The 26,859-nt window shown below is 59.5% G+C and carries 29 protein-coding genes and 2 pseudogenes; 18 read left to right on the forward strand and 13 right to left on the reverse strand.

Annotation, left to right across the window (positions count from 1 at the left end):
- Positions 1 to 191: 191 nt before the first annotated feature.
- The 3 genes from BJ6T_RS09835 to hspE all read right to left on the reverse strand — a co-directional run bounded on the left by BJ6T_RS09835 (position 192) and on the right by hspE (position 2,001).
- Positions 192 to 905, reverse strand: coding sequence for an ETC complex I subunit (locus BJ6T_RS09835; RefSeq protein ID WP_014492180.1), 714 nt, complete (start codon positions 903 to 905; stop codon positions 192 to 194).
- A gap of 53 nt (positions 906 to 958) precedes the next feature.
- Positions 959 to 1,450 carry an Hsp20/alpha crystallin family protein gene (locus BJ6T_RS09840; protein WP_014492181.1) on the reverse strand — a complete coding sequence of 164 codons (492 nt, stop codon included), beginning with the start codon at positions 1,448 to 1,450 and terminating at the stop codon, positions 959 to 961.
- A gap of 98 nt (positions 1,451 to 1,548) precedes the next feature.
- Positions 1,549 to 2,001, reverse strand: a complete 453-nt coding sequence (gene hspE, locus BJ6T_RS09845) for a small heat shock protein HspE (RefSeq protein WP_014492182.1) — start codon at positions 1,999 to 2,001, stop codon at positions 1,549 to 1,551.
- Positions 2,002 to 2,490: 489 nt separating this feature from the next.
- On the opposite strand from hspE, the gene hspD reads away from it, so the two are divergent.
- From hspD to BJ6T_RS45415, 3 genes are all read left to right on the forward strand, one after another.
- On the forward strand, positions 2,491 to 2,937 hold the full coding sequence (hspD, locus tag BJ6T_RS09850) for a small heat shock protein HspD (protein WP_014492184.1): 447 nt from the start codon (positions 2,491 to 2,493) through the stop codon (positions 2,935 to 2,937).
- Between the two features lie 72 nt (positions 2,938 to 3,009).
- Positions 3,010 to 3,333 (forward strand): hypothetical protein, encoded by a 324-nt coding sequence (locus BJ6T_RS09855; RefSeq protein ID WP_014492185.1) that lies wholly within the window; start codon positions 3,010 to 3,012, stop codon positions 3,331 to 3,333.
- A gap of 11 nt (positions 3,334 to 3,344) precedes the next feature.
- Positions 3,345 to 3,548 (forward strand): hypothetical protein, encoded by a 204-nt coding sequence (locus tag BJ6T_RS45415; protein ID WP_014492186.1) that lies wholly within the window; start codon positions 3,345 to 3,347, stop codon positions 3,546 to 3,548.
- Between the two features lie 346 nt (positions 3,549 to 3,894).
- Here BJ6T_RS45415 and BJ6T_RS09860 read toward each other — a convergent pair whose 3' ends face one another.
- Complete coding sequence (locus tag BJ6T_RS09860; RefSeq protein WP_014492187.1) at positions 3,895 to 4,158, reverse strand: hypothetical protein; 264 nt, start codon at positions 4,156 to 4,158, stop codon at positions 3,895 to 3,897.
- A 486-nt stretch (positions 4,159 to 4,644) separates the two neighbouring features.
- On the opposite strand from BJ6T_RS09860, the gene BJ6T_RS49580 reads away from it, so the two are divergent.
- Both BJ6T_RS49580 and BJ6T_RS09865 read left to right on the forward strand, forming a co-directional pair.
- Positions 4,645 to 4,884: a DUF6894 family protein gene (locus BJ6T_RS49580; protein WP_014492188.1), complete on the forward strand. Its 240-nt coding sequence runs from the start codon at positions 4,645 to 4,647 to the stop codon at positions 4,882 to 4,884.
- 54 nt (positions 4,885 to 4,938) lie between these two features.
- The gene (locus tag BJ6T_RS09865; RefSeq protein WP_028169855.1) at positions 4,939 to 5,283 is read left to right on the forward strand and encodes a response regulator; all 345 of its coding nucleotides are present in this window, start codon (positions 4,939 to 4,941) and stop codon (positions 5,281 to 5,283) included.
- Between the two features lie 62 nt (positions 5,284 to 5,345).
- Here BJ6T_RS09865 and BJ6T_RS47065 read toward each other — a convergent pair whose 3' ends face one another.
- Complete coding sequence (locus BJ6T_RS47065; RefSeq protein ID WP_014492190.1) at positions 5,346 to 5,507, reverse strand: hypothetical protein; 162 nt, start codon at positions 5,505 to 5,507, stop codon at positions 5,346 to 5,348.
- Positions 5,508 to 5,554: 47 nt separating this feature from the next.
- Entirely contained in the window at positions 5,555 to 5,740 is a 186-nt protein-coding gene (locus tag BJ6T_RS43165) for a hypothetical protein (RefSeq protein WP_014492191.1), read from the reverse strand.
- Here BJ6T_RS43165 and BJ6T_RS49355 point away from each other — a divergent pair.
- Positions 5,740 to 6,564, forward strand: a complete 825-nt coding sequence (locus BJ6T_RS49355) for a hypothetical protein (RefSeq protein ID WP_155256726.1) — start codon at positions 5,740 to 5,742, stop codon at positions 6,562 to 6,564. The two genes, BJ6T_RS43165 and BJ6T_RS49355, sit on opposite strands and share 1 nt — an antisense overlap.
- Positions 6,565 to 6,705: 141 nt before the next feature.
- A complete protein-coding gene (locus BJ6T_RS09885; RefSeq protein ID WP_014492194.1) occupies positions 6,706 to 7,395 on the forward strand; it encodes a Crp/Fnr family transcriptional regulator in 690 nt (229 codons plus the stop codon).
- A gap of 504 nt (positions 7,396 to 7,899) precedes the next feature.
- Here the strand turns inward: BJ6T_RS09885 and BJ6T_RS09890 are convergent.
- Positions 7,900 to 9,093: an IS110 family RNA-guided transposase gene (locus BJ6T_RS09890; protein ID WP_014492196.1), complete on the reverse strand. Its 1,194-nt coding sequence runs from the start codon at positions 9,091 to 9,093 to the stop codon at positions 7,900 to 7,902.
- Positions 9,094 to 9,721: 628 nt separating this feature from the next.
- On the reverse strand, positions 9,722 to 9,871 hold the full coding sequence (locus BJ6T_RS47075; RefSeq protein WP_014492197.1) for a hypothetical protein: 150 nt from the start codon (positions 9,869 to 9,871) through the stop codon (positions 9,722 to 9,724).
- 224 nt (positions 9,872 to 10,095) lie between these two features.
- On the opposite strand from BJ6T_RS47075, the gene BJ6T_RS09895 reads away from it, so the two are divergent.
- Together BJ6T_RS09895 and BJ6T_RS09900 are read left to right on the forward strand one after the other, a co-directional pair.
- A complete protein-coding gene (locus tag BJ6T_RS09895) occupies positions 10,096 to 11,046 on the forward strand; it encodes an ArdC family protein (RefSeq protein ID WP_014492198.1) in 951 nt (316 codons plus the stop codon).
- A gap of 127 nt (positions 11,047 to 11,173) precedes the next feature.
- Complete coding sequence (locus BJ6T_RS09900) at positions 11,174 to 13,297, forward strand: ParB/RepB/Spo0J family partition protein (protein WP_014492199.1); 2,124 nt, start codon at positions 11,174 to 11,176, stop codon at positions 13,295 to 13,297.
- A gap of 139 nt (positions 13,298 to 13,436) precedes the next feature.
- Here BJ6T_RS09900 and BJ6T_RS09905 read toward each other — a convergent pair whose 3' ends face one another.
- Positions 13,437 to 13,775 (reverse strand): hypothetical protein, encoded by a 339-nt coding sequence (locus tag BJ6T_RS09905; protein WP_014492200.1) that lies wholly within the window; start codon positions 13,773 to 13,775, stop codon positions 13,437 to 13,439.
- A 62-nt stretch (positions 13,776 to 13,837) separates the two neighbouring features.
- Entirely contained in the window at positions 13,838 to 13,966 is a 129-nt protein-coding gene (locus tag BJ6T_RS49100; RefSeq protein ID WP_259226315.1) for a hypothetical protein, read from the reverse strand.
- A gap of 232 nt (positions 13,967 to 14,198) precedes the next feature.
- Here BJ6T_RS49100 and BJ6T_RS09910 point away from each other — a divergent pair.
- The 6 genes and pseudogenes from BJ6T_RS09910 to BJ6T_RS43175 all read left to right on the forward strand — a co-directional run.
- A pseudogene (locus BJ6T_RS09910) lies at positions 14,199 to 15,518 on the forward strand (SAM-dependent methyltransferase); the annotation flags it as partial.
- Positions 15,491 to 16,501 (forward strand): annotated as a pseudogene (gene trbL / locus BJ6T_RS09915) (P-type conjugative transfer protein TrbL); the annotation flags it as partial. The pseudogenes BJ6T_RS09910 and trbL, both read left to right, overlap by 28 nt.
- A 94-nt stretch (positions 16,502 to 16,595) precedes the next feature.
- Positions 16,596 to 17,279: a conjugal transfer protein TrbF gene (gene trbF, locus BJ6T_RS09920; RefSeq protein ID WP_014492203.1), complete on the forward strand. Its 684-nt coding sequence runs from the start codon at positions 16,596 to 16,598 to the stop codon at positions 17,277 to 17,279.
- Positions 17,276 to 18,310 (forward strand): P-type conjugative transfer protein TrbG, encoded by a 1,035-nt coding sequence (gene trbG / locus BJ6T_RS09925; protein ID WP_014492204.1) that lies wholly within the window; start codon positions 17,276 to 17,278, stop codon positions 18,308 to 18,310. The genes trbF and trbG overlap by 4 nt, the downstream gene beginning before the upstream one ends.
- The gene (locus BJ6T_RS09930) at positions 18,307 to 19,518 is read left to right on the forward strand and encodes a TraB/TrbI/VirB10 family type IV secretion system protein (RefSeq protein WP_014492205.1); all 1,212 of its coding nucleotides are present in this window, start codon (positions 18,307 to 18,309) and stop codon (positions 19,516 to 19,518) included. The genes trbG and BJ6T_RS09930 overlap by 4 nt, the downstream gene beginning before the upstream one ends.
- A 4-nt stretch (positions 19,519 to 19,522) precedes the next feature.
- Positions 19,523 to 19,768, forward strand: coding sequence for a DUF2274 domain-containing protein (locus BJ6T_RS43175; protein ID WP_014492206.1), 246 nt, complete (start codon positions 19,523 to 19,525; stop codon positions 19,766 to 19,768).
- Here BJ6T_RS43175 and BJ6T_RS09935 read toward each other — a convergent pair.
- The 3 genes from BJ6T_RS09935 to BJ6T_RS09945 form a co-directional block, all read right to left on the reverse strand.
- Entirely contained in the window at positions 19,735 to 20,691 is a 957-nt protein-coding gene (locus BJ6T_RS09935; RefSeq protein WP_039227569.1) for a LysR family transcriptional regulator, read from the reverse strand. The two genes, BJ6T_RS43175 and BJ6T_RS09935, sit on opposite strands and share 34 nt — an antisense overlap.
- Before the next feature lie 79 nt (positions 20,692 to 20,770).
- On the reverse strand, positions 20,771 to 21,403 hold the full coding sequence (locus BJ6T_RS09940; RefSeq protein WP_014492208.1) for an acyl-homoserine-lactone synthase: 633 nt from the start codon (positions 21,401 to 21,403) through the stop codon (positions 20,771 to 20,773).
- Between the two features lie 80 nt (positions 21,404 to 21,483).
- A complete protein-coding gene (locus tag BJ6T_RS09945) occupies positions 21,484 to 22,212 on the reverse strand; it encodes a helix-turn-helix transcriptional regulator (RefSeq protein WP_028169859.1) in 729 nt (242 codons plus the stop codon).
- A gap of 433 nt (positions 22,213 to 22,645) precedes the next feature.
- Here BJ6T_RS09945 and BJ6T_RS09950 point away from each other — a divergent pair, with 433 nt between their 5' ends.
- The 3 genes from BJ6T_RS09950 (at position 22,646) to BJ6T_RS09960 (ending at position 26,736) form a co-directional block, all read left to right on the forward strand.
- The gene (locus tag BJ6T_RS09950; protein ID WP_014492209.1) at positions 22,646 to 24,667 is read left to right on the forward strand and encodes a methyl-accepting chemotaxis protein; all 2,022 of its coding nucleotides are present in this window, start codon (positions 22,646 to 22,648) and stop codon (positions 24,665 to 24,667) included.
- A 153-nt stretch (positions 24,668 to 24,820) separates the two neighbouring features.
- On the forward strand, positions 24,821 to 25,318 hold the full coding sequence (locus BJ6T_RS45425) for a MaoC/PaaZ C-terminal domain-containing protein (protein ID WP_014492210.1): 498 nt from the start codon (positions 24,821 to 24,823) through the stop codon (positions 25,316 to 25,318).
- Entirely contained in the window at positions 25,315 to 26,736 is a 1,422-nt protein-coding gene (locus BJ6T_RS09960) for a CoA transferase (protein WP_080666071.1), read from the forward strand. Before BJ6T_RS45425 ends, BJ6T_RS09960 begins: the two co-directional genes overlap by 4 nt.
- The last annotated feature ends 123 nt before the right edge of the window (positions 26,737 to 26,859 follow it).

The raw sequence follows: 26,859 nt of genomic DNA on the forward strand, positions 1-26,859 counted from the left end.
CTCTCGTTCGTCGCTCGGCTTTGTCGGCCTGCTTTCGCAGGAATCGATTTCCTTTGCCATGGCGGATGCCGCACGCGAATGAACATCGAGCTCTGGCTATCCTTCAACGTATCATGATATCGCGCTACCTCTGTTTCGCACAGATAGGCGAGGCGCCTTGCCCTGGGCGGGCCGACGCACTGCGATCGAAGTCAGCTTGCCTTCCTGTCGACGTGCTGGAAGGATGCTGGCGTAATCTGCGGCTCCTCGAGATCGAGCAGTGCGTCGATCACCTCCTGGAGACGGGAGGGACCCGGCAACAAGTTGCCCTTCGAGTGCTCCGTCTCGAGCTGATAGGCATCAAGAGCCCGGCGCCGCAGGATGTCGCGTTTTCGGGTCGGCGACAGATTGCTGTCCAGCAGCACGTGTTTCGGATCTGCGTAGCTCTCGGCAGGCTCAGCCCCAGGCCCGAACCCGTGACGGATCACCTCCGGTCCAAGTGTCCGCTCGATCCATTCAAGCCGCCGGCGACGCTGCCGGCTGGCGTCTCGGCCCTCAACCTCGGGATTGTCCGAAACCAGCCGCGGCTTCGATTCCTGCGCGAAGCCTTGCACCGTGTATTGCAGACCTTGGCGACGCGCATATGCGATGGCGGCTTCGGCGGACGGGAACGAAAGCTCGACCTGCGAAAGGGTGTCGTCGTCGCCGGTCCAGCCCATCAGGGGTTCGACAAACGGGGCCCCGCGGCGCTCGAAACGCAGCGTCCAGCGCTGGGCGCGCGCGCGTCCCGAAGTCATCGGCGAGGGGGTAGGCTTGTAGATCACGGCCTGCGCATCCGCCGGAAATACCGACTTCGTCACCGGCGCCTCTGCAACGGGCCGGCGCGCCGTAAACTCCGAATGAGCCGATAAAGGCGCGATGTTCATGAACGCCTCCTTCGAACCAGGCGGGCGGGAGCGAGGCTCCCGTCCGCTTCGTCTTACTTTCCGTTGATTGCGATCCTTTTCACCTTTCGCTCCGCCGTAGGTAACTTCGGCAGCGTGACGGTGAGGACTCCGTCCTTGAACGATGCGGCGACTTTATCCTGCTCGACGTCGTTGACGGGAATGCGCCGCTCGAAACGTCCGTAGTAGCGCTCGCTGAAGCGACGCTCCTTGTCTTCCGTTTCGCTCTTCTTCTCACCGCTGATCGTCAGCACGCCGTCGGCAAGTTCGACCTCGACGTCTTTCTGCTCGATACCGGGAAGCTCGGCGATAACCTTCACTTCCTTGTCGGTCTCGTTGAGCTCGACGCTGGGCCACCCCATCGTCGCCGGTGGGGCGAACCGGCCGATATCGACGCTACGGAATACGTCGTCGAATAGCCGATTCATCTCGCGATGCAGCGAGAGAAACGGGTTGTCTCCCTCGGTGCGTCGCGCAGGTACATTGCGTGAGCCGTTGTTCCATGGAATGAGTTCGCGTAGTGCCATTTGTGGTCCTCCTTTTCTTGGGTTTGGTCAGTCAATCGACCAGCAGTCCGCAGCGCGGACCAAGCCGCGCAAGCGGTTCGCTGTGCAGCCAGCCGGTGTCAGGCCGCCTGCGTCCGACCGCTCTTCTGGTGGTCGTTGCCGGCAACATCGATCGCGATTTGACGCGGCTTCAGCGCCTCCGGCACTTCCCGAGCCAGGGCAATCCTGAGCAGGCCGTCTTCGAACGTCGCGTCCTTGACCTGGACGTAGTCGGCCAGGTTGAATACGCGCCGGAAGGGCCGGACGGAGATTCCCCGATACAGGTAGTCGCGTTCATCCTCGTTGGCCTTGCGGCCTTCGACCGTGAGCGTCGAGCGCTCTGCGGTGATCGCCACGTCGTCCGGGGTGAAGCCGACCAGCGCCAGCGAAATCCGGTACTGGTCCTCGCTGGTGCGCTCGATATCGTACGGCGGGTAAGTGTCGCCGTCGTCTACCGTGTCGTTCACCAGGTCTAAGAGGCGGTCGAACCCGATGGTCGAACGCCAGAAGGGTGATAGATCGTAGGTTCTCATAACCACATCCTCCTCTGAGCAATATGGATAGGAGCAACATCGGGGTTCTCTCCGATGGCCTCTGCCGGACCCGACGAGGCATCCGGCGCCACGCTGCGCGTAGCTGCACAAAAACTAGGATGCGGCGATTTTGTTTCAAGAGGATGTAGGATTCGAAAAGCGACTAGCCGACGGACCGGTCGTGCCACGCGAAGCCTCCTAGAAAGTCGAACGTCGCCGCGTCAGTCGACGACGGGCAAAGACTTGCGGGCCTCATGTCTCGCCTCCGAATCCCCCGGGGCTGCTTGTGGCGCTGCGGAAACCCGTTGACCAGACGGCCCGGGCTGGCTGGAAATTTTTCGGACCCCTTGAAACCAAAACCGGTTTTTATAATTTTCCAGTCGCCACCGCAGGGTGGTCCGGGCGCCTGATGGGCCCGGGAAACCAGAGACGGGCACCGGTCGTGTCCGGTGCCGCTCGTACCCATTTTGCTCTTTGGAGGATCTGGCTATGCGCAGTTACGACTTCTCTCCCCTTTGGCGTTCGACCATCGGTTTCGACCGCCTCTTCGACCTCGCGGAATCCGCCCAGCGCGCGACCGAGGACAACTATCCGCCCTACAACATCGAACGGCTCGGCGAAGACAGCTACCAAATCTCGCTGGCGGTGGCCGGCTTCTCGCCCGACGAAATCTCGATCACGGCCGAGCAGAACGTCGTGACGATCGAAGGCAACAAGCCCGAAAAGGCCGAGCGCGAGTTCCTGTACCGTGGCATCTCGACCCGGCACTTCAAGCGGCAGTTCAACCTGGCCGACTACGTCCAGGTCAAGAGCGCCTCGTTCGACAACGGGCTGCTGAAGATCGAGCTGGTCCGGGAAATCCCCGAGGCCATGAAGCCGCGGCGGATCGCCATCAACGGCAGCAACGTCCATCAGATCGAAGCCAAGGCGGCTTGAGCGAATACCCTGCGGCGGCCCGGCCTCGTTGTGTCGGGCTGCCGCCCACACTCGTCTAGAATGGAGGAAAACATGCGGCCGACGACCGCCACCCACGGCAACGTTTTCGACTTCCACGCGCTGCTGCACCCCGGTACCGTCTTCGAGCATCCCAAGGACGTGGTATCGCATCCGGATCTGACGCTGGCCGAGAAGCGGGCGATCCTTGCCTCCTGGGCTTCCGACGCTTCAGCAATCGCCTCATGTCCCGCGTTGCGGGCTCCGGAAGGACTGAAGGCGCCCGTAAGCATTGACGTCATCCTTGAGGCGTTATGTGAACTCGATGGCGGCCCGCGCAACCCGCCTGGTGGCACACCAAAGCGCCGGTTCTCAACGGCGCGGGCGCTGGCAGCTTGAGGAGAGATCGCATGGACGATATCCAGTTACCTCGTCACGTGATCGACCGTCTGGAGCATCGCTGGGCGAACCGGCTGCAGCAGGGCGCGAAGGCCTGGAGCGGCGAGAGGGGCAGTTCGGTCCGGTTACGCCATGTGCAGTCCTACGGTCCGCGAGACATCCCTGTCACCGTCAGACGTGCTCGCCGTGCTGCGGATGCGCCGAGGTACGAATAGAATCGCAAGACTTCGAAAGCGATGGATGACCCATACGATCTAGTGCTGGGCATGTTTGCTTTGGCGATCGCTGCCGTCATGCTGGTGAAGCGGATCGCGATCAACGGCAAGTGAGGAAGGATCGGGCGCAAGCCCACGGTCCAGCCCGGGCCGATCTGCGCAGCCAGTTCGAGCTGAAGGCTTGATCGTCAATCCCGGCCTTCACCGGCCGCAGGGCAACGCTCGCCACTTTTTCTGCCCAGCCACTGCGTTGGCCCGAAAAGATTCGGCATGCTGGGCGGGAAGGGGCCAGTCCGGCCCGCATAGGCCGGCAACTGGGGTGGCATCATGCAGGGCGCTGGTCCTTCTAATCAGGAGGACATTCCGGGCAGGTGTCACCGATCGAGTTCAGTACGTCGCGAACCTCGGCTGCCGCTTCATCGGGGGAGACCCCTGCTGGCGGGTCTTCACGGGCGATATCGATCGCTCGCTCCCATGCATGCGGATCAGCGCGGTCCTGCATCCAACCGTGCTCCTGGCATTCGCGGATGGCGCCAGCGTTCTGAAGCACGTCAATCGCCCATCCGCGCATAGTCCGGATCGCCGGCCTTCGCTCCCTTTTCATCAGCATCGAAATAGCTCCTGACGGCGAATCATTTTGTCCGCTATTCGTTCCGTCTGCTAGCACATGGCAGGGATTCGCAAGGGTGAGAGCTCGAGTTTTGGAGTGTAATGCGCCCCGCGAACTGCTCGCTTCAGGTTACACGCTTGAAGTGAACGGCACACTGAAGGCCGCATTTGCGGTCAGGGAAGGCGCCACGGCAAGAAGCTGTGAAAACGTTTCTAAATGCTTCAGGGACGCGCAGAGCAAAGTTCGCGAGGGGTCCCAGTGCCTGAACTTGGTTTTCTTGGCTTTCGTTTGGGCGCGTGCGGCAAGTGCCGCACCGGGCTTATATGAGCTGAGTCAAGGGCGGCCGGCCCCGGGGACTCGGAGGCTGTCATCGTCCGCTGCTGGCGAATGATACCGGAACGGGTAGTAGCGGATTATAGGCACTTCCTTTTTTGTAAGTGAGCAATATTGACCAGCCGGAATGAGCCACACGGCCTATGGTCTGCCATGCTGATTTATTGCTTCTCCGTTCGCAACGCCGATGGAAGCTATCGTGAGGCCACCGGACAGATCACTCTGACCGACGACAATGCTGCGCGAGCTTTCGGCAAGGCGATGATGCGAGACATGATGCGTGGCGGCGCCCCGCGATATGCAGGCTGGACCCTGGATGTTGTCGAGGGCGCACGTTCAGCTTGCCGTCTCCACTTTCCCTCGGAACCAATCCGGTCCGCCGCACTTAAATAGCTTGGGATGAGGTGTGCTGTGGGAATTTCCGCGACCAAGTGACCCGTCGTTCTTATCGTCGAAGATGACTATTTGCTCCGAATGAACGCCGCAGAAATGATTAGTGACGCCGGTTTCGACGTTATTGACGCTTGCAACCCTGACGAAGCAATTGCAATTCTCGAAACCCGTCCGGACATTCACGTCGTCTTTACTGACATCCAAATGCCCGGCTCAATGGATGGCCTCAAGCTCGCCAGATTTGTTAGGGGCCGATGGCCGCCGATCAAGATCGTCGCGACCTCCGGCTTCGTCAACGTTGGGAAAGACGACTTGCCGGAAGGCAGTCGCTTCCTGCCAAAGCCCTACAGCCCAGAGCAAATCGTTGCGACGCTTCGTGAATTGACCGCAACCGCGTGAGCCGCGGTCGCGAATGCCCCTCAACGGACATCGCTTGCCGCGGAAGGCCGGGATTTCTGACGCTACTTTGCGTCTGCATCGTCGCTCTGCGGCCGCTTGCGGATCAGACCGAGCCAGCCTTGTACGATCTGCAGCCACCGGGCCCGATCCATCTCGCTGGTTGACCGGTCGGCCTCTTTCTGGGCTTCTGCCGCCTTCTCTCGATACTCGTCGTCACGGGTCATGCAAAGACATGCGTGCCGCGTTGATGTTGTTCCTCAGCCCAGTCCATCTAGCCGGGCGAGTCAGGGCTCTTGAATCGTTCGATGAGCCGGTCGAGTTCCCAGAGTTCTACGTCGAAACCGTCCACCAGCAACTTTGCCTTTGCTCTGGCTTGCGCCTCGTCCGGGCAATCGAGATCAACACGGAACTGGACGTGTCCGTCCGGGCTAAGGATGTAGGCCCGATAGTCAGCCATTGAAACCGCTCATCCTATCGGAGGGTTTCAGTTTCGGAGGAGCCGAACTGTTTCATGGCATGCTCCACTTCATCGGCGAGCCGGCTAAGGTGAGCATGCAGTCGATCGAACACGTCTCGTTTTCCCTGATCGGTGGCAAGGTCTCGGATCAGCGCAGCCTCGGCTGCGTCGTTTCGAAGCTTCTCGATGCAGGCGACGTAATCCTTCATGTTTCCCTGTTCGCTAAGATGGCCTCAATGCTTTGTCGGTTTTTCGATAATCTCGACGTTGGCACGGAGGCCCGACCGGTGAAGCTTCAGCAGCCCCTGCGCCAACTGCCGCAGATCGTTGCGAGCGGCCCCGATGGGGAGTTTGCGCGCCCGTCGAAGGGCATCTGCCGCATGAACGATCAGAGGCGCTTTCAGTTTCCGGTCGCTCATTTTGGCGTCTGCAAGCCGGGGGAATGCAGCCAATCGCTGACATGGGCGGCCGTCTCGGCCTGTCGGGCTCGTCGGAGAAGCAGCTCCCGTGACAGGCTGCCAGGCGGTTCTCTTTCGGCCGCTTCCCTGAATTTTTTGGCCTCTGCCGCCAATCGCTCTTCAAATGTCGATGTGTGTTTGACACGCCGGCGCACCTTGACCATGGCAAACCCCTATCCAAAACGCCTCCCGGCGATTTTTAAATCTCCCGCAGCAATGGCGTCTGTCCGGTGTCAGACTCAAATCAAAATGGGTATCCGTTTTCGAGTCGTCCCGCGCCATCGATCAGGGAGACCAAGAGAAGGCGCAATTGTGCACCGCATCCAGAACAGGGACGCCCACGCCAACCAACGCAACAGTCGCTGAAATAAGAAAAGATGCCGCTAAGTCATATTCTGACAGAACCCGACCCTTTTTCGTGCCAGTGTTGGTCATTGCCGACCACGATCCATGGGCGTCGGTAACTGAGAGTTCTTGCACTCCCGCCTGTCAAACGGGAGCGCAGAGATGCTGCACGCCAACGCATTTTTGGCCGCCCTGTCGCCGAGCGACACAGCCGCCCTCAGGCCTCACCTCAAGGCAACTCATCTGCAGCAAAAGACGGTGCTGTATGAAGCCGGCGACCTGATCAAGGCCGTCTACTTTCCCATCAACGCCGTCGTGTCCCTTGTTGTCTCCCTCGCGACCGGTGAAATGACCGAAGCCGCCATGGTAGGCAGGGATGGCGCGATCGGCATGGCGTCCGCGCTGGATGGAAAAATCGCTCTGAGCCGGGCCATTGTGCAATTGGGCGGCGATGCGATGGTTTGTGACCCCGCAGCATTCAGGGGCGCGGCGATGCAATCGGAGTCCCTGATTGCCAGGGTCATGCGACATGAGCAGGCCCTGTTTGCACAAGCGCAACAATCAACGGCTTGCATGGCACATCACGAAGTCGATGCCCGGCTTTGCCGCTGGTTATTGCGCGCCCGCGACTTGTCGGGGAGCGATCAGCTGCCGTTCACGCAGGAATTTTTGGCTGAGATGCTAGGCGTCCGGCGCACGAGCGTGACTGCAGTGGCGCGCACCCTTCAGGAAGCCGGGATGGTCAAGTACACCCGCGGAAAAATCGAAATCTTGGATGTTGAGGGTTTACGCGAAGGCTCCTGTGAGTGCCACGAAACGATCAACGAGCAATATGGTCAATTGCTGAGCTGAAGCCTCGCGCAGGCTGTCAAGCATCAAGTAGCGACAATAGGAGCCCGAAGCGGGCACGGCAGAAGCCGTGGCCCATGTCGGCCTGCGGCACATAGAGACGCTTTTGCCACTCAGTTAACTTCCACTTCCGATCAAAGCGGACATACTTCTCGACGGCGCTCAGTCGCGGTCGAATAGATGGGGCGACCCCCGCGCCAGGCGGGGTCGCGGCCAAGCGACCGCTCAACCGAGCCCGCAAGCGGTCTCGGCCCATTCGGGTCACGATCGCTCCGCCAAGAAGACGGCAGCGTACGCCTAGCCTGCTTCCATAACGCGAACAATCAGGACTGGAGCCGTTGTCCCGCCTGCATGCTGCACCGTGGCAGCCGCATCAACTTATATCCGGTCGAGCGCCAGCGGCTCGTACCAAAATCCTGCATACTCGTGGCGGTTAAATGAGTTTGGCCCGCGCTTCCGGGCCAATGCCGGGACGGATGTGTGACTGAGGATGCCGGGTTGGCCTTATCAGCCGTACGAGAGATGAGTCCCATCCATCTTGGAGCTGGCACCTGTCGGAACCTTGCCGGTTTCGACGTATCTCCAGAGAGCGATCACTAGCTTGCGCGCGAGCGCGATGATCATAATGCGCCGGACGCGACCCTTTAGGTCTCCGACACGCCTGTAATACCAGAGAGACAGTTCGCTTTTCGATTGGTACCTGAGCCACAGCCAAGCCATTTGCACGGCGATCACACGGGCTCGTGTGTTGCCGGCTTTATTGATTCCCTGGTCGTGTTTGGTGTCTCCACTGTCGTAGGGTGCCGGCGTCAAGCCGACATAGCTGGCGACTTGCCGGCGGTTCTGGAACGGTCGATAGAAGACTTCCCGCGTGAGCACTGTGGCAAACTCGGCGCCGATACCGTGCAGCTTGACGAGCTGGCGCAACTTTTCGGTGCAAGCGTCCCCTGATGGTTCGCTCCCTTTGACGAGCCTGTCACGTTCGGCTTCGACCTCCCGGACTTGCTCGGCGACTACCTTGAGCCGCTTCCATTCGCGCTCGATCTCGATCTTCAGCCGCGCCGGAATCGGCCGACCATCGCCGGTCCGCATCTTGTCAAGACGCTCACACCACTTTCCATCCGTGATCCGGAGCGCCCGAATGCCATGCGTTATCAAAAGAGCCTTGATTCTGTTCAAATGGCCAGTACGTTCGCGCACGAGTCGCTGCCGCTCGCGATGGAGGCGCCGCGCATCCTCTTCTTCGGGCGTTGGCGCCCGGACCACGCGACAGCTTTGCGGATCGCCTTGCACGAAGCCAACAATTGCCCTGAGCAGACGTTTCGCGTCGATATTATCTGTCTTGATATGCTTGGCGCGACGATCGATCGGAAGACTCGCCGGGTCGAGGACGTGGTTCTCGATGCCGTGGTTGACGAGCACCCTATGCAACCAGAACCCGTCGTAGCCTGCCTCATAGCAGCATACCGTCCGCACCCGGCTGACGTCCTTGTCTTGAAGCTTCGCTCGCAGGCGACCGATAAGCTCAAGCAAACGCTTCGTGTCCCCGCCCGGTATCGCATGCACGCTAATCTTGTCGCCAAGCCGCGGTGCCAACGTCGCCACCAGCCAGGTCGAGCGGCTCAACTCCATGGCCAGAAATAGCGTATTCTTGAAGCCTTCGGGCTCTACTTTCACGGTGAAATCGGTCTGACCGTTCATGGTCACCTCCCTGTGTCAGCGAATCAGAAGCGCCTATTGGAGCACTCTTACCTGCTGCATAGGATCTCTCGTGAACCGAGCCGCAAGGCGTCTCGGCCATCCGGCTTCGATCCCTCGCGCGATCATGAGTCGCTCGCCGGAGGCACTCGCCCTCGGTCCCGCCGTCATTTTCATTCCGGCGTCGCTATCACTGCCCTTCGTTCGGGTGCCTTTTTAACCGGTCTCGCGACTGCACTCGGTCGCGGGTCCCGCCGTCATTTCATGCCGGCGTCGCTATCACTGCCCCGCGCGCCGGGTGCCTTTGCCTTCGCTTCGCGCCCTTCGGGCTTCCGTCACCTATGCGAAGGTGGCTGCGCTGCCGCGAAAACCATTTTCTCAGAGAATTGCGGCGTCACCCTCGCTGAAAGTGGGGCGGCATCGATCCTTCGCGCAAGAGCAGATCATGCCCCTCGCCGGGCAGAAACGAAAAACCGGACCTTTATGCAGTAGCTAGCTGCACAAAGGGCCGGCCTTATGTTGCCTTGCCGCGCTAGAGAAACGGCTGCAAAGATCAGATCCTTTGGACAGGTTCGCTTTGCGTCCGGGTTGCGGCGACCCGCAGGCGGCAATCTCTCAGTCGCGGATACGACTACTTCTTTTTCTTTGAAGTCTTCTTTGCCACCTTCTTGGTGGCTGCCTTGGCGGTCTTCTTTGCCTTCTTCGCTTTCTTGGCCATGTCGTCCTCAGTAAAAATTGGCTCAGTGAACATGCGCACGCCGTGAATCGACATGCGCAACATTGAGACGATATCACAAATGCAAAATTGATACCAACGAGTGGTGAGATCGCTCTTGAGCCGCTCGCTGGGCTTTCATCCTGACGCCAAGACGCCGCGCGACCGCGAATCCGCTTCTCAAAGGCGCGCGGCGTCACCGTCACTTAGAGTGAGAGTGCGGGCCGGGTCTGCCGCGCCGGGTTGAAGATCGGAGGAGAGGCTTCCGGCGCCCGTCGCGGAGGACCGCGATGTCTGGACATACCGCCCGAGTTCGTGCCGGCAACGACCGCGCGAGCCTTTACACCGAAATCACCGACAAGATCATCGCCGAGCTGGAGGCCGGCCGTGTTCCGTGGGTTCAGCCATGGGGGACTTCGGCGATCAAGGCGCCGCTCGCGATGCCGCGCAACGCTTTCACGCTACGCCGATATTCCGGGATTAACGTGCTGATCCTCTGGGGTTCTGTCATCGAGCACGGTTTTTCCGGACAGAGCTGGCTCACTTTTCGCCAGGCGCTCGGGCTTGGCGGCCATGTCAGGAAGGGCGAGCGGGGAACGACCGTCGTCTATGCCGATCGCTTCACCCCGGACGACGAACGTCGGCGCGCCGCGGAGGCCGGTGAAGAGCCGGGTGCCATCGCGTTTCTTAAGCGATTTACGGTCTTCAACACGGACCAGTGCGATGGCTTGCCCAAGGAGATTGCTGCTTCGGTCGTCCCGCCCCCGCCAGATCAGATTGAGCCCCGAGCCGAGGCGCTGATCGCCGCGACCGGTGCGGATTTCCGCATCGGCGGTGCACGCGCTTACTACAACACGACGGGCGACTTCGTGCAGGTGCCGCCGCCGGCTGCATATTTCGAGCCGATCAATTGGCACCGAACCGCATTTCATGAACTCGGTCATTGGACCGGCCATGCGTCCCGCCTCAACCGCGACCACTCGGGTTCGTTCGGCTCAAAATCGTACGCGCGCGAAGAGCTGGTCGCCGAAATGGCCGGTGCCTTCGTTTGTGCCTCGCTCGGCATAGTGCCGACCGTGCGCCACGCCGACTACATCGGTTCCTGGCTGGAGGTTCTGCGCGAGGATAATCGCGCCGTCGTGCGCGCCGCGAGCGCGGCATCGAAAGCCGCCGATTTCCTGCTCGCTTTTCTGCCGCCCGCGATCGATTCTGTCATTGAGGGCAAAGAGGAGGCCGCGTGATGCATCCGCCCGCCGTTTCAGCTTCAGTTGGTGCTGCGCCTCAGAGAGTGAGAGGCGCGCCGGCTTGTCTGTGACGGGTAGGAGGTCGAGAGAGAATCTTTCGGCCGCCCGTCGTGGAGAATCCGACATGGCAAGCGTTCAGAAAATCAAACTCAGTCCCTCCCGCGATATTCCCTTCAACAAATTGGTCTTGAGCCAGTCCAACGTCCGCCGCGTGAAGGCCGGCGTCTCGATCGAGCAACTGGCGGAAAGCATCGCTCAGCGCACACTGCTACAAAGTCTGAGCGTTCGCGCGGTCGTCGATGTCGACGGCCAGGAAACCGGCATGTTCGAGGTGCCGGCCGGTGGACGCCGCTACCGCGCGCTGGAACTGCTGGTTCAGCAGAAGCGTATGGCGAAGACGCAACCTGTCCCCTGCATTATCAGGGATGGCGGCATCGCCGAGGACGATTCCCTCGCCGAGAATGACGAGCGAGTCGGCCTGCATCCACTCGATCAGTTCCGCGCGTTCAAGGTACTGCGTGACGGTGGCATGAGTGAAGAGGATATCGCCGCGCGGCACTTCGTCTCGCCGGCGATCGTCAAGCAGCGCCTGCGTCTGGCGTCAGTGTCGCCGAAGCTGCACGACGTCTATGCCGACGATGGCATGACGCTCGAACAGTTGATGGCCTTCTCGGTCACGGCCGACCAGGCGCGTCAGGAGCAGGCCTGGGACAATGTCAGCAGATCCGGCAACGACGAGCCATATCAGATCCGGCGGATGCTGACGGAGAACACCGTGCGCGCTTCCGACCGTCGCGCCCAGTTCGTCGGGCTGGATATCTACGAGCAGGCCGGCGGTACCGTGCTACGGGATTTGTTCGCACACGACGATGGCGGCTGGTTGCAGGATGTGCCGCTGCTCGATCGTCTCGCCGCCGAGAAGCTGAAGGCCGAGGCCGAGACGATCGCGGCCGAAGGCTGGAAGTGGATCGCGGTGGCAGTCGACTTCCCCTACGGCCACACTAACGGGTTGCGCGAGATTGAGGGCGAACCGGTTGATCTGACGGAGGAGGAGCGGGCGACGCTTGACGCCCTCAATACCGAGCACGCCAAGATCGAGGAGGATTACCAGGACGCCGACGAACTGCCGGACGAGATTGATCAGCGCCTTGGAGAAATCGAGGCGGCGCGGTCCGTTCTGGAATCTCGATCGCTTGTCTACGATCCGGCCCAGATCACCCGTGCAGGCGTCTTCGTCAGCATCGATGCCGAGGGTTTACTGTCGATCGCCCGTGGCTACGTGCGACCGGAAGACGAGGCGCCCGTGACCGTCGAGCCTGAAAGCGAAGTACAAGGCGACGGAGAGACCAACGATGACCGGCCCACGACCAATGGTGTGGTCCAACGCGCGGTCATCACTGTCGGCGGCGCGCCAACTGAACCCGTCGAGGAGGACGACGACGACACGGTCAAGCCGCTGCCGGATCGGCTCATCACCGAATTGACCGCACATCGCACACTTGCGTTGCGCAATGCGCTGGCGAACGATCCGGCCGTCGCCTTTCAGGCGGTGCTGCACAATTTCGTGTTGGCGACCTTCTACCGCTTCTCGTCGTCGGGCGGCTGCCTGGAAATCGCCATCCGGACCCCGACATTCCCTGCTCAAGCGCCCGGCTTGAAGGAGAGTGCATCAGCGGAAGCTATCGACGGGCGCCATGACGGATGGAAAGCCCGCCTGCCCAAGGACGAAGCTGATCTATGGAACGTGCTCACGGCGTTCGACGGGAAAGAGCAGGCCGCGTTGTTCGCGCATTGTGCGTCATCGGCGGTCAATGCGCTCTACGAGTCCGCCAACCGCTACAATGAGGGCCGCGTCTCCGCGAACGGCATACGCCGAAGGCTCGATCACGCCAACGTTCTTGCGCGCGCCGTCGGTCTCGATATGGCAGCAGTGGGCTGGAAGCCTACCGTCGACAACTATCTCGGCCGGGTCACCAAACCTCACATTCTCGAGGCCGTTCGCGATGCAAAGGGCGAGCAATCGGTGCAGCTTATCGACCACCTCAAGAAAGTCGACATGGCGCGGGAGGCCGAGAGGCTGCTCGAGGGGACCGGATGGTTGCCTGAACCACTTCGTCTCGAAGAGGTGGGCACGGTAGGGGAGCCCGCTGCAGATCACGAGGCGTTACCGGAGTTCCTCGCGGCCGGCGAAGACGAAGCTGGCACCGAGGCCGACGAGGACCGGCCACATATAATTGCGGCAGAATAATCTCGCAGGTGCGGGGGCTCCGGCCGACCCACACCTTCTTATCCCGTCTCAAGCCCGGCATTCCGTGCCGGGCTTTTTCTTTCGCGGAGCACCAAGATCATCCCCGCTCCGGCTCGCATGAATCTCTTACCGTCGCTTCTCAGCGCAGTGGAGTAGCTGAACTGGGTTCGGGATTCTCTGCGGTGTCATTGTCGTCCAATTCGACGAGATAGACCATCAACATTCCATCGGATGATTGAGCATCTTTGGAAGCATCGTCGAATGTTGCGATCTCGTCGGCGAAGCCCACGCGTGCTCTCAGCGGAGCTTTGCCATCCCACAACGGTGCGCCGTTGGACTGTGTTGATGTGAAATCTTCACGCAGCCACGGCGCGCTGCAAATTTCGTTTGCTTCAAGGAGGCTCTTTGCTTCGAACGTCACCGTTGGGGTGCCGCCGATCTCGATCGTAAAGACCGAAGGAAACAGCGTCGGCGTCATGTTCGCTTCGCCTTTTCGGCAGCTTCCCGCGCCAATCGCAATGCTTTCAAGCGTTCGCGATTTTAGTGAAACGCCTTTTGCGCCTTTTCATGCTCGCTTACGGCTTTCTCGGTCTTGACCTGCCCGAATACGTTCAGCGCCTCTCGTTCGGCTGCCGTGGCGACTCGTCGTTTGAGCTTTCGGTCGTTCATCTCGTCGCTTCATTGCGCTTCTCGATGAGCAGAAAGATAGCGCGCCGATTCATGAGATGAAAGGGGCTTTTTTCCTTTCACTTAGGGCGGTGCGCAGCCACTCAGTCTGCATTTCTTGGCGGTCAGTCAGCGTCACCGGAAGAGGAAGAGGTTGGCCGGGATGGGTTTGAGCCGGCTCGGTCGAGAGAGCGCCCTGCGGCTCAAACCTTCCCCGCTCTCCGAGGCTTCCTTCATGACGATCATTCACTCATCCGTGGCCGCCGTTGCGGCCGCGACGCTTCGCGTTACGCCCACTTCTCTGAAAAAGGCCGGCGCGGTCGCTAGCGCCGCGCAACAACTTCTTCTGCATCTGCAGCGCGGTGAGTGCGTCGATGCGCCGATCTTGCGCGCAGCAATGGAAAACGCCTTTGGCGCCTCCGACGCCGATGGTGGGTGGGATTGGAAGACGTCCTACGACGCCGGTGAAGCCGCGACCGTCCTGTTCGTTCGCAAGTTCGGTCCGGCCATGCGCGCGCGTGCCGATTCACCTGCCGCGATGCTGCCGATGCTGGCAAAGATCGCCGGCCTTCTTCCCACCCACACCCGCCGTTCGGAAGAGAGCGAGGCGCTTCAGCAGTTCAGCACGCCCATCGCGCTTGGTTTCGCGGCGAGCACGGCAGCGGCGATCATGCCTTCCGATGTTGTGCTGGAGCCTTCGGCTGGCACGGGCTTGCTCGCCGTCCTGGCCGAGCTGTCTGGTGCTTCGCTCGTTCTCAACGAGCTCGCCGAAACCCGCGCTGGACTTCTTTCGCTTCTCTTTCCTGGCATCGCCGTCACGCGCTTCGACGCCGCGCATATCGACGATCATCTCGACACCGCCATCACGCCAAGCGTCGTACTGATGAACCCGCCGTTCTCGGCCGTCGCCAACGTCGATCGCCGCATGGCCGACGCTGCCTTACGACATATCGCGTCGGCCTTGGCGCGGCTCCCCGAAGGCGGCCGGCTGGTCGCTATCACCGGGGCGAGTTGTTCCCCGGACAATCCGGTCTGGCGCGATGCCTTCATCCGGTTGCAGGAACGCGGGCGCGTCGTCTTCAGCGCAACCATTGCCGGTGGGGTCTTCGCTAAGCACGGCACCACCATCGAGACGCGGCTGACCGTGATCGACCGGTTGCCGGCGGACGATGCGACGACATTCCCGTCGCCTCTCGGCGTGGCGCCGGACGCTGCCACGCTGCTCGGATGGGTCACGGAGTACGTTCCGGCCCGACTGCCGATCGCGATGCCAGTCGCCGCTTCACCCAACGCTCGTCCGGGCATCCCGCGAACCGTCCGCGCCTATGCGATGCGACCGTCCGGCACCGCCGCTCCCACAGCGGATATGGCAGGGGCTGAACTTGCCTATGAGGCCGTTGCTTGGACACCGGCGGAGGGCGGTCGGATCACCGAGGCGCTTTACGAAGAATATGCACTTCAATCGATCCGTATTCCCGGTTCTCAGCCACATCCCACCAAGCTGGTTCAATCGGCCGCCATGGCGACCTGCTCAGCAATTGGAACAGCTTGGCGCGCATTGTCTTCGAGAGCTTCGCCGGACTCGGCTTGAAAGCATCGGGTGCAAGCCTATCCGCATCGGATTTCCTGCGGCCGGGAAAGATCGCCCAAATCGGACTTGATGCTGGCCGACCGTTGCTCGATTCGATTTCAAGCCTGATGGGGTACATCAGTTTCTTCGAGAATTTCGTCCAAATCGTCGTTCTCCTGTTCGCGTGGGTCGTGGTGCTGCTCGCCTTCTTCATCCTGGCGATCCAGCTCTTCGTCACACTAATCGAGTTCAAGCTCACGACACTGGCCGGCTTCGTGCTGATTCCCTTTGGCTTGTTTGGCAAGACCGCCTTCGCGGCGGAGCGCGTTCTGGGCAACGTCATTTCCTCGGGAATTAAGGTCCTCGTCCTTGCTGTCATTGTCGGCATCGGCTCCAGCCTGTTCTCGCAGTTCACAACTGGTTTCGGCGGTGCACAGCCGACCATCGAAGACGCGATGACTCTGGTGCTCGCGGCGCTCTCCTTGCTGGGCCTCGGCATCTTCGGTCCGGGAATCGCAAACGGCCTGGTGTCGGGCGGACCCCAACTCGGCGCCGGCGCCGCTATCGGAACAGGCCTTGCTGCCGGCGGCATTGTTGCGGCTGGCGCGGGACTTGCCGCTGGCGGCGCCGGTCTCGCTGGCGGTGCGGTCGCAGGCGCCGCGCGCGGTGGCGGCGCTGTCATAAGCGGAGCAACAGCCGCCTATCGAAGCGGCGGCCTTGCCGGATTGGGGGAGGCGGGCAGCTCGGCTGTGACGAGTCCTTTGCGCCGAGCTGCGGCCGCCGTTGGACGTAGCCAAGCAAGCGAGCAGGGCGCGAGCTCCCCGGCCGACGGGCAGCCTGATTGGGCTCGCCGCATGAAGCGCGCAGAGACCATCCGGCATGGTGCCTCGGCTGCCGGCCACGCCATCCGCTCGGGCGATCACGGCGGCGGCGGCTCCTCCGTCGATTTGTCCGAAGGAGAGCGCTGAGACACACCACTGCACCTCCACCGCACAGCAGCGCCTCAGAATCCTTCAAACGCAAAACTTGAAACCGATAACTCAATTTCAGGGGCAACCATCAATGTTCAAACGACCATCAGTTCACTACGGGCGCATGCCCGAGCCGATTACGCCTTATCAAAAGGCCGCACAGGTTTGGGACGAACGCATTGGATCAGCGCGCGTGCAAGCCAAAAACTGGCGCCTGATGGCCTTTGGCTGCCTCATGCTGTCGGCCGGTCTGGCTGGCAGCCTTGTCTGGCAATCCCGCCAAGGCTCAATCACGCCCTGGGTGGTCGAAGTCGATCATCTCGGCCAAGCTCAAAGGGTTGCGCCCGCCAACATCGACTATCAGCCTACAGACGCTCAGATCGCGTACCATTTGGCGCGCTTCATTGAGGACGTCAGAGGTCTGCCGGCCGACGGCATAGTTCTGCGCCAAAACTGGCTCCGGGCCTATGATTTCACCACCGATCGCGGCGCCGCTGCGCTCAATGACTACGCACGCAACAACGATCCCTTTGCCAAGTTGGGCAAGGCCCAGATCTCCGTCGACGTATCGAGCGTCATTCGCGCCTCTTCGGAGAGCTTTCGCGTCGCGTGGACGCAGCGCACCTACGACAACGGCTCGTTGAGCTCAACTGAGCGCTGGACTGCAATTCTCTCGATCGTGATCGAAACGCCCCGCGACGCCGAACGTCTGCGCAAGAATCCCCTTGGCGTCTACGTCCGCGCCATCAACTGGTCAAAGGAGTTGGGTCAGTGACCAAGACGCCGTCTTACGTTCATTCGAAACGTTCCCTCCAGCAAAGCAGGCTCAATTCGGCTTGGCCCGGGTTCGTGAGCTCGAAGCGTGCATTTCTATCTGCTCTTCTGCTTTGTTCGTCTGCGCTCGGCGGGTGCGCGACCTACATTCCGCCGGAGATCAGCTATGACGCTAAAGTTCCTCCGTTACCGGCGACGCCCGTGGCCCTCGACGACAGATCGCGACCGCTTCACGTTCCGCCGCTCTGGAAGCCGGCGCTCGGCGGCAAGTCGGGAGGGAAGGAAGACGCTGAACCTGTGAGCCGGGTTGAGACCGCAAACAGCGCAGCCCGGGTCGAACCACGCAAGCGGGGGTATTTCAACGCGGCCCAAATCTACGCCTACAGTCCCGGGGCGCTCTATCAAATTTACGCTGCACCGGGGCAGATCACGGATATCGCGCTTGAGGAAGGAGAGCAGTTGACGGGATCAGGTCCGATCGCAGCCGGAGATACCGTACGCTGGGTCGTGGGTGATACCGAAAGCGGAAGCGGCGACACACGACGGGTCCATATTCTGATCAAGCCGACTCGAGTTTCGATCGAGACCAACTTGGTGGTCAATACTGACCGGCGCACCTACCTGATCGAGCTCCGCTCCCGCGAACGGCCATACATGCCGTCTGTTGCCTGGTACTACCCAGAAACCTTGCGGGAACGATCGCGCTCGGTCGCTCTGAAGCCCGTTATTCCGGAGCCGGCGCAGCGCATCTCCCGCTATGCCATCGAAGGGGACAGTCCTCCCTGGCGACCGCTCGCCGCATATGACGATGGACGCAAGGTCTACGTCGAATTCCCGCGGGGAATCGTGCAAGGTGAGATGCCTCCTCTTTTCGTCATAGGCCCAGACGGCAAGACCGAACTCGTCAACTATCGGGCGTACGGCAACGTATTGATCGTCGATAGGCTGTTTGCTGCAGCCGAGCTGCGGATTGGCGGCGAGCATCAGCAGAAGGTCCGTATTGTCAGAACCGACGGGAGGCCGTCGTCATGAGCACCCCGAATGGAAACGATTACGAGCAAGCAGTTCCGCCGGAGACGCAAGAGGAGCAGTCCAGGAGTTTCCGCCTGAGAGCAGAGCATCCGCGCGTGACACGGTTGTCACGAAAAGTCCTGGCTGGAGGGAGCGCGATTGCCCTGCTTGTCATCGGCGGAGCGGTCATGTGGTCGCTGGAGAGCAATCGTTCCCGAAGCCAGGCGGCCGATGAGCTTTACAGCACTGACCATCACAATGTCGCCGATGGCATTACGACGCTGCCGAAGGACTACGCTGGCGTTCCGCGCCAGCCGATTCCGCAGCTTGGTCCGCCTCTTCCCGGGGACCTTGGTCGACCGATCCTAGCTGCTCAGGGGCAGTTGCCGACGAGCAGCGCTGATCCGGACCAGCAGCGGCGGGATCAAGAGACCGAAGCAGCCCGCATCAGCCATCTGTTCGCTTCGACCAATGGACGAGAGGTGCGTCCGTCCGCCGCTGCCGCTGTTGGGAGCGAGCGCGTCGTGCCGGCGAGCGCAACGAGCACCGGCGACGATGGATCTGCGCAGAACGGTCACGACCGGAAGCTTGCCTTCGTTAATGCCTCTGCGGATCGTCGTACGGTAAGCCCTGACCGCATCGCTAAACCTGTTTCTCCGTATATCGTGCAGGCCGGGACGGTCATTCCGGGAGCGCTGATCACCGGGATCAGATCGGACCTGCCAGGCCAAATCACCGCGCAGGTAACCGAAAATGTCTTTGATACGCCGACCGGTCGCTTTCTGCTTGTGCCTCAGGGAGCGCGACTGATTGGGATCTACGATAGTCAGGTCACCTTCGGCCAGTCGCGTGTCCTGCTCGTCTGGACCAGGCTCATTATGCCGAATGGACGTTCCATCGTTCTCGAGCGACAGCCTGGCGCCGACACCGCAGGCTATGCGGGTCTCGAGGACCAGATCGACAACCATTGGGGTGAGCTATTCAAGGCCGCAGCGTTATCGACGTTTTTAGCTGTCGGGACGGAACTAGGCGCAGGGTCCGACACCAACAGCAGCGACAGCGCCATCATCCAGGCATTGCGACACGGCGCCTCCGACTCGTTAAACCAAACCGGACAGCAGGTGGTTCGGCGCAGTCTCAACATCCAGCCCACACTGACCGTGCGACCTGGTTTCCCGGTTCGCGTTCTCGTCAATCGTGACCTCATCCTTGTGCCCTACGGACGGTAACGGCATGCCCAAGCTTAAAATAGGTACACTGCCCGACGACAAGCCGGTGAAGGTCACCACTGAGCTTCCCGCATCAGTGCATCGCGATCTCGTCGCCTATACAGAGGCCTTGGCACGTGAAAGTGGGCAACGCATCGATCCGGCGAAGCTGATCGCGCCGATGCTCGCGCGTTTCATGGCTACCGACCGCGGATTTGCAAAGGCGAGACGAGCGGGTCACTCCTCGGGGGCAGGCGGAGGTGAGGGATAGCGCTCTGAAAGCAGATCGAGGAATCGTTTCAGAGCAGGGTTTTCGTTGTCATCCCGCCAATGTGCGTAGAAGTCCAACCGGCTCGGTCCCGTGCCGTCCTGCAGTTCCCTATACACTAGACCAGCAAAGCTTGCTCCAATATCCGATTCCATTACGAGACTGAGCCCCATGCCCATGCTGACAAGGCTCTTGATAATGCCGCGGCTGACGTCGTGTCGTTCGATTTTGGGACCATCTTCGGGTTGTGCAAGCTTTGAATTCAAAAGATCCGCGAGTTCTTTCCCGGGATCATACTCGCTTAAAAGAATCCTTTCGTTCCGCAAATCGGTCCAATAGATAATCTTGCGTGCTGCCAGGCAGTGGTCCTCAGGCAATGAAACCAAGATGCGCTCGCTCCACAGCTGTTGTGCTCTATTGCCCTTCAATGGTAGGCGTCCCGGGCTCACGACAACGTCGATGGTTCCGTTACGAAGGGCGGTCATCAGACGGAGACGGGAGCGTTCCATCGTCGCCAACTCAAGCTGCGGAAGCAGCTTCTTAAGCTCGCCTACGGTAGCTCGCAGGTTTCCCGTGGACATGGACGTGTAGAAGCCAATAACAAGACGGCCAGTATCGCCGCGAGCAGCGGATCTGCCAGTATCAACGAGTATTTCGACTTGTTCTAGGATCAGTCTCGCAATTCTCAAAATTGCCCGACCGGCTGGCGTAGGCTTGATTCCACCGCTTGAGCGTTCGAATAATGAAGTGCCCACGAGGTGCTCGAGTTGACGGATCGAGCGGCTGAAAGCGGTATGCTTGATCGACAGCGCGTCTGCGGCTCGTCGAAAACTTCCATAGTCACAAGCGACTATCGCCAGTCGAAGCTGTTGCAAGTCGATAGCTCTTGCGCTTCGTTTGTCGTTCTTGGTCTCAATTGTACCCATGTTGAATGCCCAGAAGCGGCGGGACGTGCCGTGCCTACCTTTGCGAGGACGCATGCCTCAGTTGTCAATGTTGATGGTTCTAGGCGGCTGCGGAGATCACCGGTGTCCAAAGAACCGGCGTCGAAAGACCGCTAGCCCTGCGGAGGCTGGCAAGGGTCTCACGCGAGATTTTGAGGTAACCTGCTACGGCCAAGGTTTTGCCAATTGCGGAAGGATTGCCGATACGCCGCAGCGGCCAACCGGCTCGCCGAAGAATTCTCTCCATACGGACATCTGTGACCGTAACTATGTCGGTGAGCTTTCGGGAAAGTCCGAATTCGACCATTCCTGCAAACAATTCATAAGCGGCACGAGTAATCCCGTGATCTCCCTTTGGGGCATCCGCCGCAACATCGATTGCGAACCTGCTACTTTCCCAAACGAGAGGACTTGACGGTGCTGACTGGCCCTCGAGAAGCGCGGGAAAAACATCGCAAAGCATGGTCGGGCCGAGCGTGGGAAGCAGGCGGACGGCGCCTTGTACCTTTCCGTCATCGAACACTTGAACCAAGTATGATGGATGCAGAGCATCAAATTCATCAATCTCCATAGCGTCGCTGGTCTGAACTTCCCAACCCATGCGAATCTTGAATACGCGATGTCTAAGCTCGAACATCCCCGCAAGCGTTTCCGAAAACTCTCCGTAAAAGGGTTCTGTGATTAAACGGATCATGATTCCTCCCGTGTTGTCCCGCCAATTAAGGCGAGGTAACAGTCAAGGTCATCACCTGCAGTTGTGGGGGGATCGGTGTCCTAATTTTGCCGCTTCAATTTTCCAGCCGCGAGCAGCAAGGCCGCCTGGACGACGGTCCTTACGCCTAACTTCTGCTTGGCGGACCGCAAGTATGACGCGGCCGTATGTCTCGAAATCCCAACGATTTGGCCTATCTCCCAAGCAGTCTTCCCCTGAGCTGCCCATTCCAAACATTCGTACTCCCGAACTGAAAGTAAGATATTTATAGCTTCGTGTTGGCTCCTCGATTTGCGGCGAACGTGTGCATGGAAATACAGGGCCATTAGTTGCAGAACCCGCGATTGGTGCGCAACGCAGGTCTCAAACGGTCCGCTTCGCTGATCCGAAGCAAATGTCAGCGCCGCAATCGGGCTCCGCCCATCGTGAATAGGAATGGTAAAGCCGCACCGAATCCCGAACTGAGAGGCTTCGTCGAGCATTTGCTGCTGAAGTGTTGAATGGCAAGTGTTCGAAAGATCGAAACCCCACCTGAACGGTTCGGGGCTGGTGAGCACACTTTGAATGACTGGATCGATTCTTTGGTAGCGACTCTCAAGATAATGAGATGTCCAATCGGTAGGATAGTTAGAGATCAGTTCAGGTCTTCCATGCGGAGATTGAGGTAGCGCCAGATACGCGAAGCACGACAAATCCAGAGCTTTGGCGGTGACGACCATCGTCTGCGAGAAATCATCGGTCTCTTTGGCGGCCGCCAACATGTCAATGAACCTTTGGAAAACGAGATGCATGTCGCCGCCAATACCGAGGCCAGGAGTTGCGTCTGAATGACCAATGCGAATTCCAGAGATTGTTGGTTTTATTCACTCTCTCTTCGGTTGTAGCATACGCCATCAAATAATAGTTGACAAAACAACAAATCTGTCTATCATCCAATATGAGCGTCGGTCGAGGCCGCTCGTCGTGGCCTCGACGTCCTCCCTTTGATTTATAACCTAGGATTATCCGCCTGCCATCACGGATGATGGCAGGCGGCTTTTTTTTGCTTACCTACAAAAGATTCACACTTTTTGCAAAATAGGTGATTAGTCAACCAATCCTTTAAAGGTTCGCGAGAATATTTAGCCCCGTTCAACGAGCCTAGCGCGGTTCCAAATGCCACACGTATCCATTTCTTCCCTTATCAAATCGATGGTTCTAGTTTTATCAGCCTGCATTGTTTGTATGCTCGCCACCAAGTCGTGGGATTTATGGCGCGAATCCGAAGCAGCTGAGCGCATTTTGAGGGTCGTTGGCAGCTCTGAGAAGACCTTCCGTGCCATGCACAATCTGCGGTTCGACAGGTCCATAACGTTGAGGACCCTGAACGCGGAATCTGCGATCGACCGCGAGACCGCGGACTATCTGAACAGAATACGCGACTCGGAAATGTCCGGCATGCGCGAAGCGATAGATGTGCTTCGTCAAGGACCTCAGCTGATTGATCCGAACGAGTTGCAAGCGCTAGCGCTCCAATTCGACGAACTGTCCATCTTGCAGAAAGAGTATTGGACCAATGTTGTTCGACCGAAAGCCGATAGAGATGCGGGTCTCGCAAAGAAGTACGCCGATGCCACGATTGCGGCACTCAAAGCTATCGAAACTGTAGACGGTTCGCTAAATTCCCTCGCCGCGCTTAAAGATCCAACGATCGACAGACTGATGTCGGTAAAGAGGTTGGCCTGGCTGCTACGAAACGCCGCCGGCGACGCTCTCGTATTGGTTTCGGATGGTCTATCGGCCGGCGTGCTTCCTGCTGATCGCCGTGAAACTTACGTGAGATATCTGGGTGGAATCGACGCAGCGTGGACGGCGCTGCAATTGGTCGCAATCGGACCTACATTGCCTCCTAAGGTGTCAGATGCGATCGGTAGAACCAAATCCACTTTGTTCGACGCCGAGTACGTGGCTCTGCGAGATCGACTTGTTGCTGCGCTAGTCGCGAGCAGGTCTCCAGAACTTACCGTATCGGCGTGGGGGCCGATCACGGTAGAACGACTTCGCGGGCCAATATCGATAGCGGAAGACGCGTTGGAAGCCGCGACAGCCTACGCCGAGTCACAAAGGAAGCGCGCGCAAATAGCTCTCGCGTCTTATGTTGGACTGCTCTTCGTTTCGGTTATGGCGGCAATCCTTGCCGTAAAATGTGTCAATGGCCGATTGATCCGTCCAATGCGTCTTGCCAGATGTTCAATGATCGAGCTGGCCAACGGCAATCTGGAAGTAGAAGTGCCGGTATCGCGCCGTTCGGACGAAATCGGCGCTCTCTTCGATGCGCTGCTGGTGTTCAAACAAAGTGCTCGTGAGAAGGCATCGATCGAAAGTCGCCAAAACGACCTGCATGCGGCGGAGTCGGCGCGACAAGCTCGCATCGAGTCGCATTTGACTTCGTTTGAAGCACAAGTAACTCAAGAACTTGATTTGCTCTCGGATGCGTCCGACAAGATGATGCAGACTTCCGTCGATCTGTCTTCGACGTCGAAGCGGGCGATGGTTCAACTCCGCCTTGCTGCTACGGCTACGGGCGACGCAGCCGCGAATGTAGATAGTGTCGCAGTATCGACGAGCCAACTGAGTGACTCAATTAACGAAATAAGCCAGCGTGTCACTTTCGGGGCCGGAATCGCTGGAGAGGTACTCCAGGAGGCGCAATCGGCCGACAGCATTGTACGCAAGCTTTCCTTGGCTGCGGAGCATATCGGTGAGATCGTTGGGTTGATCAGTGACGTCGCAGGCAGGACTAACCTATTGGCCCTTAACGCAACCATCGAAGCTGCTCGTGCGGGAGAGGCTGGTAAGGGATTCGCAGTCGTCGCGTCCGAAGTCAAGATGCTGGCTGGTCAGACGGCTAGTGCTACGCAGGAGATCGCAAAATACATCGCGGACGCTCAGGAAGCGGCAATCGAAACAAAGAATGCGGTCAGTCACATCGGATCCGTGATTGCGAAGATGAGCGATGTATCGACATCGATCGCGGCTGCAGTCGAAGAGCAGGGTGCAGCCACAACGGAGATAAGTCGAAATACTCAGGCGGCTGCGCAGGCGACGAGAGAAGCGTCGTCCAACGTCGCCCATGTCTCAGCCGGCGCCGATGTCACAGAAGCCGCCGCGACCAGCGTCAAGCATTCGGCAGACATCCTTCGAGGGCAAACCATCGTCCTGCAGACCAGAGTCGCGGATTTCCTCGAACAAATTCGGGCCGCTTAACATGCGGTCTCCACTCCAAGGCAAATTTCCGTATCGCGCCCGACTGACGACAGATGCCGCAAATGCGGGTCCAACATAAAATTAGTTGACGACACAACGAAATGTCATTAATCGTCTTTTGTCGGGCAAAACAAGAACGAAAGTGACGTCGGGATGGCAACGGCTGCTCTGATACCGGATAACCCCAGAAGTATAGCGTTTCGAGACTATGCCGCGCAGATAGGACAGGTCGTTGGACTTTCTGACTGGGTTCTGGTCGATCAGCAGATGATCGACGATTACGCCAAGATCACCGATGACTACGGTCCCGTTCATGTGGACGAGAAGCAGTCAAAGGAAAGAGGGCTCGACGGTACCATCGCCCACGGGTTGCTCACCCTTTCGCTTTGCTCGAACGTGGGCGCGATGGTCAAGACCGCCCTTCCTACCATCAGTGACCGCCGTCTCCTCCTAAACTATGGTTACGATCGGATACGGTTCATCGCGCCGGTGCCGAGAGGAAGGAGGATCAGGGCACAGTATCGCCTGATCGGGGTAGACGAGCGCGTCGAAAAGGAGTGCCTGCTGCGGTACGAGATCACCGTGGAGTTGGAGGGCGCTGAAAAGCCCGTGATGTTCGCGAATTGGCTTTTCATGGTGTATCTAAAGTGAGCGTGGCGGCACAGTGGGCTCTCGATGGCCTGCTTTCATCGCTCGGAATGAGCCGCGGCAGCGGAGCGCTCAGCTTTGTGGGGGATGATCCCATCGTTCCTAGCCGCTTCCGACCGGCCGCGGCATGCGCAGCAGCGATTGCAGCTGAAGCGTGCGGCATTTCCGCAATCTGGAAAATGCGTAGCGGCCGCGATCAAGATATTCGGGTGGACCTACGGCATGCAGCCGTACCTGGCCTGCGTACCTCCTTGCACATCCACCAGAACGGACATCACCTGGATCTCGGTCGACCGGTTTCGGAGCGTCCAAACTTCTTTCGGACGCGTGATGGTCGTCGCATGTATCTGCTCCGCGCTTCCGCTTATCATACAAACCTGATCGCGCTTTTGGACCTCTTGAAGTGCGCGAACACGACGGATGCAATCTCCGAGGCGACGTCAAGCTGGTCGAGTGACGACTTGGAGGATGCGCTCGCTGAACGGAAGGTCATCGGTGTGATGGCTCGCACAAGAGAAGAGTGGCTAAGTCACCCACAGGGAAGTTGGCTCTCGTCCCGACCGGTTGTCCATGTTCAGAAGATCGCAGAGAGCCCCGCTCGACCGTTTACGCCCGCCGAACGTCCGCTCTCCGACATACGCGTTCTGGACATGGCGCACCTCTTGGCAGGTCCCGTATCGGCGCGGGTGTTGGCAGAGCAGGGCGCGGACGTCCTGCGTGTCTCTGCCCCGCTTAAGCAAGACGACTTCCGCTACGTCATCGATACCAGCTTTGGCAAGCGCTCCGCATTCATCGATCTCGACCGTACCGGCGACATGGAGACGCTGAAGAAGTTGATTACCCGAGCAGATGTCTTTGTTCAGTCGTTCCGGCCAGGTAGCCTCGCGAAGCGCGGTTTGTCACCGGAAGAGATGGCCGTGGCGCGGCCGGGCATCATCTACGTCACGATATCGGCATACGGCATGGGTGGTCCGTGGATGAAGCGCGGCGGGCTAGAACAAGTAGGCCAAGCTGTTTCAGGTCTAGCCATCGCCGAAGGTTCATCCGAGGTGCCAGTCCTGGCGCCGACCTTCACACTAAACGACTACCTGGCGGCATATCTGGGTTCGGCCGGCGTCGTCGCCGCTCTAGTTCGAAGAGCGAAGGAAGGGGGCAGCTATCGCGTTGAGGTTTCACTTACCGGCTGTTCGATGTGGCTTCAAGAACTCGGGATGCTCCCTCAAAATTTGTGGCGAAGCGAAGGCGATAGATCGACGCTCCCTGTCCCACCGATGGACTCATATTTCGAAACGTCGGGCGCGTTCGGCAATCTTACTCATCCGAAACCATTGGTCGAGTTCTCGGAAACTGCGGCGTACTGGAATTGCGGACCCTCACCGCTGGGATCATCCATCCCGGCTTGGCTCGACGCCTCCCAATAAGGAGCTTTGTCTCAATGGTTGATCACACGACGAGTATCCGAGCCAAGAGTTCCTCACTCTTGCGTGTCGCGAATATTGTGACCCGTCGAGCGGGAGTGACCGGTCGCGCTCTTTGGTCGACGA

The sequence above is a fragment of the Bradyrhizobium japonicum USDA 6 genome, assembly GCF_000284375.1.
GTDB classification, from domain to species: Bacteria; Pseudomonadota; Alphaproteobacteria; order Rhizobiales; family Xanthobacteraceae; genus Bradyrhizobium; species Bradyrhizobium japonicum.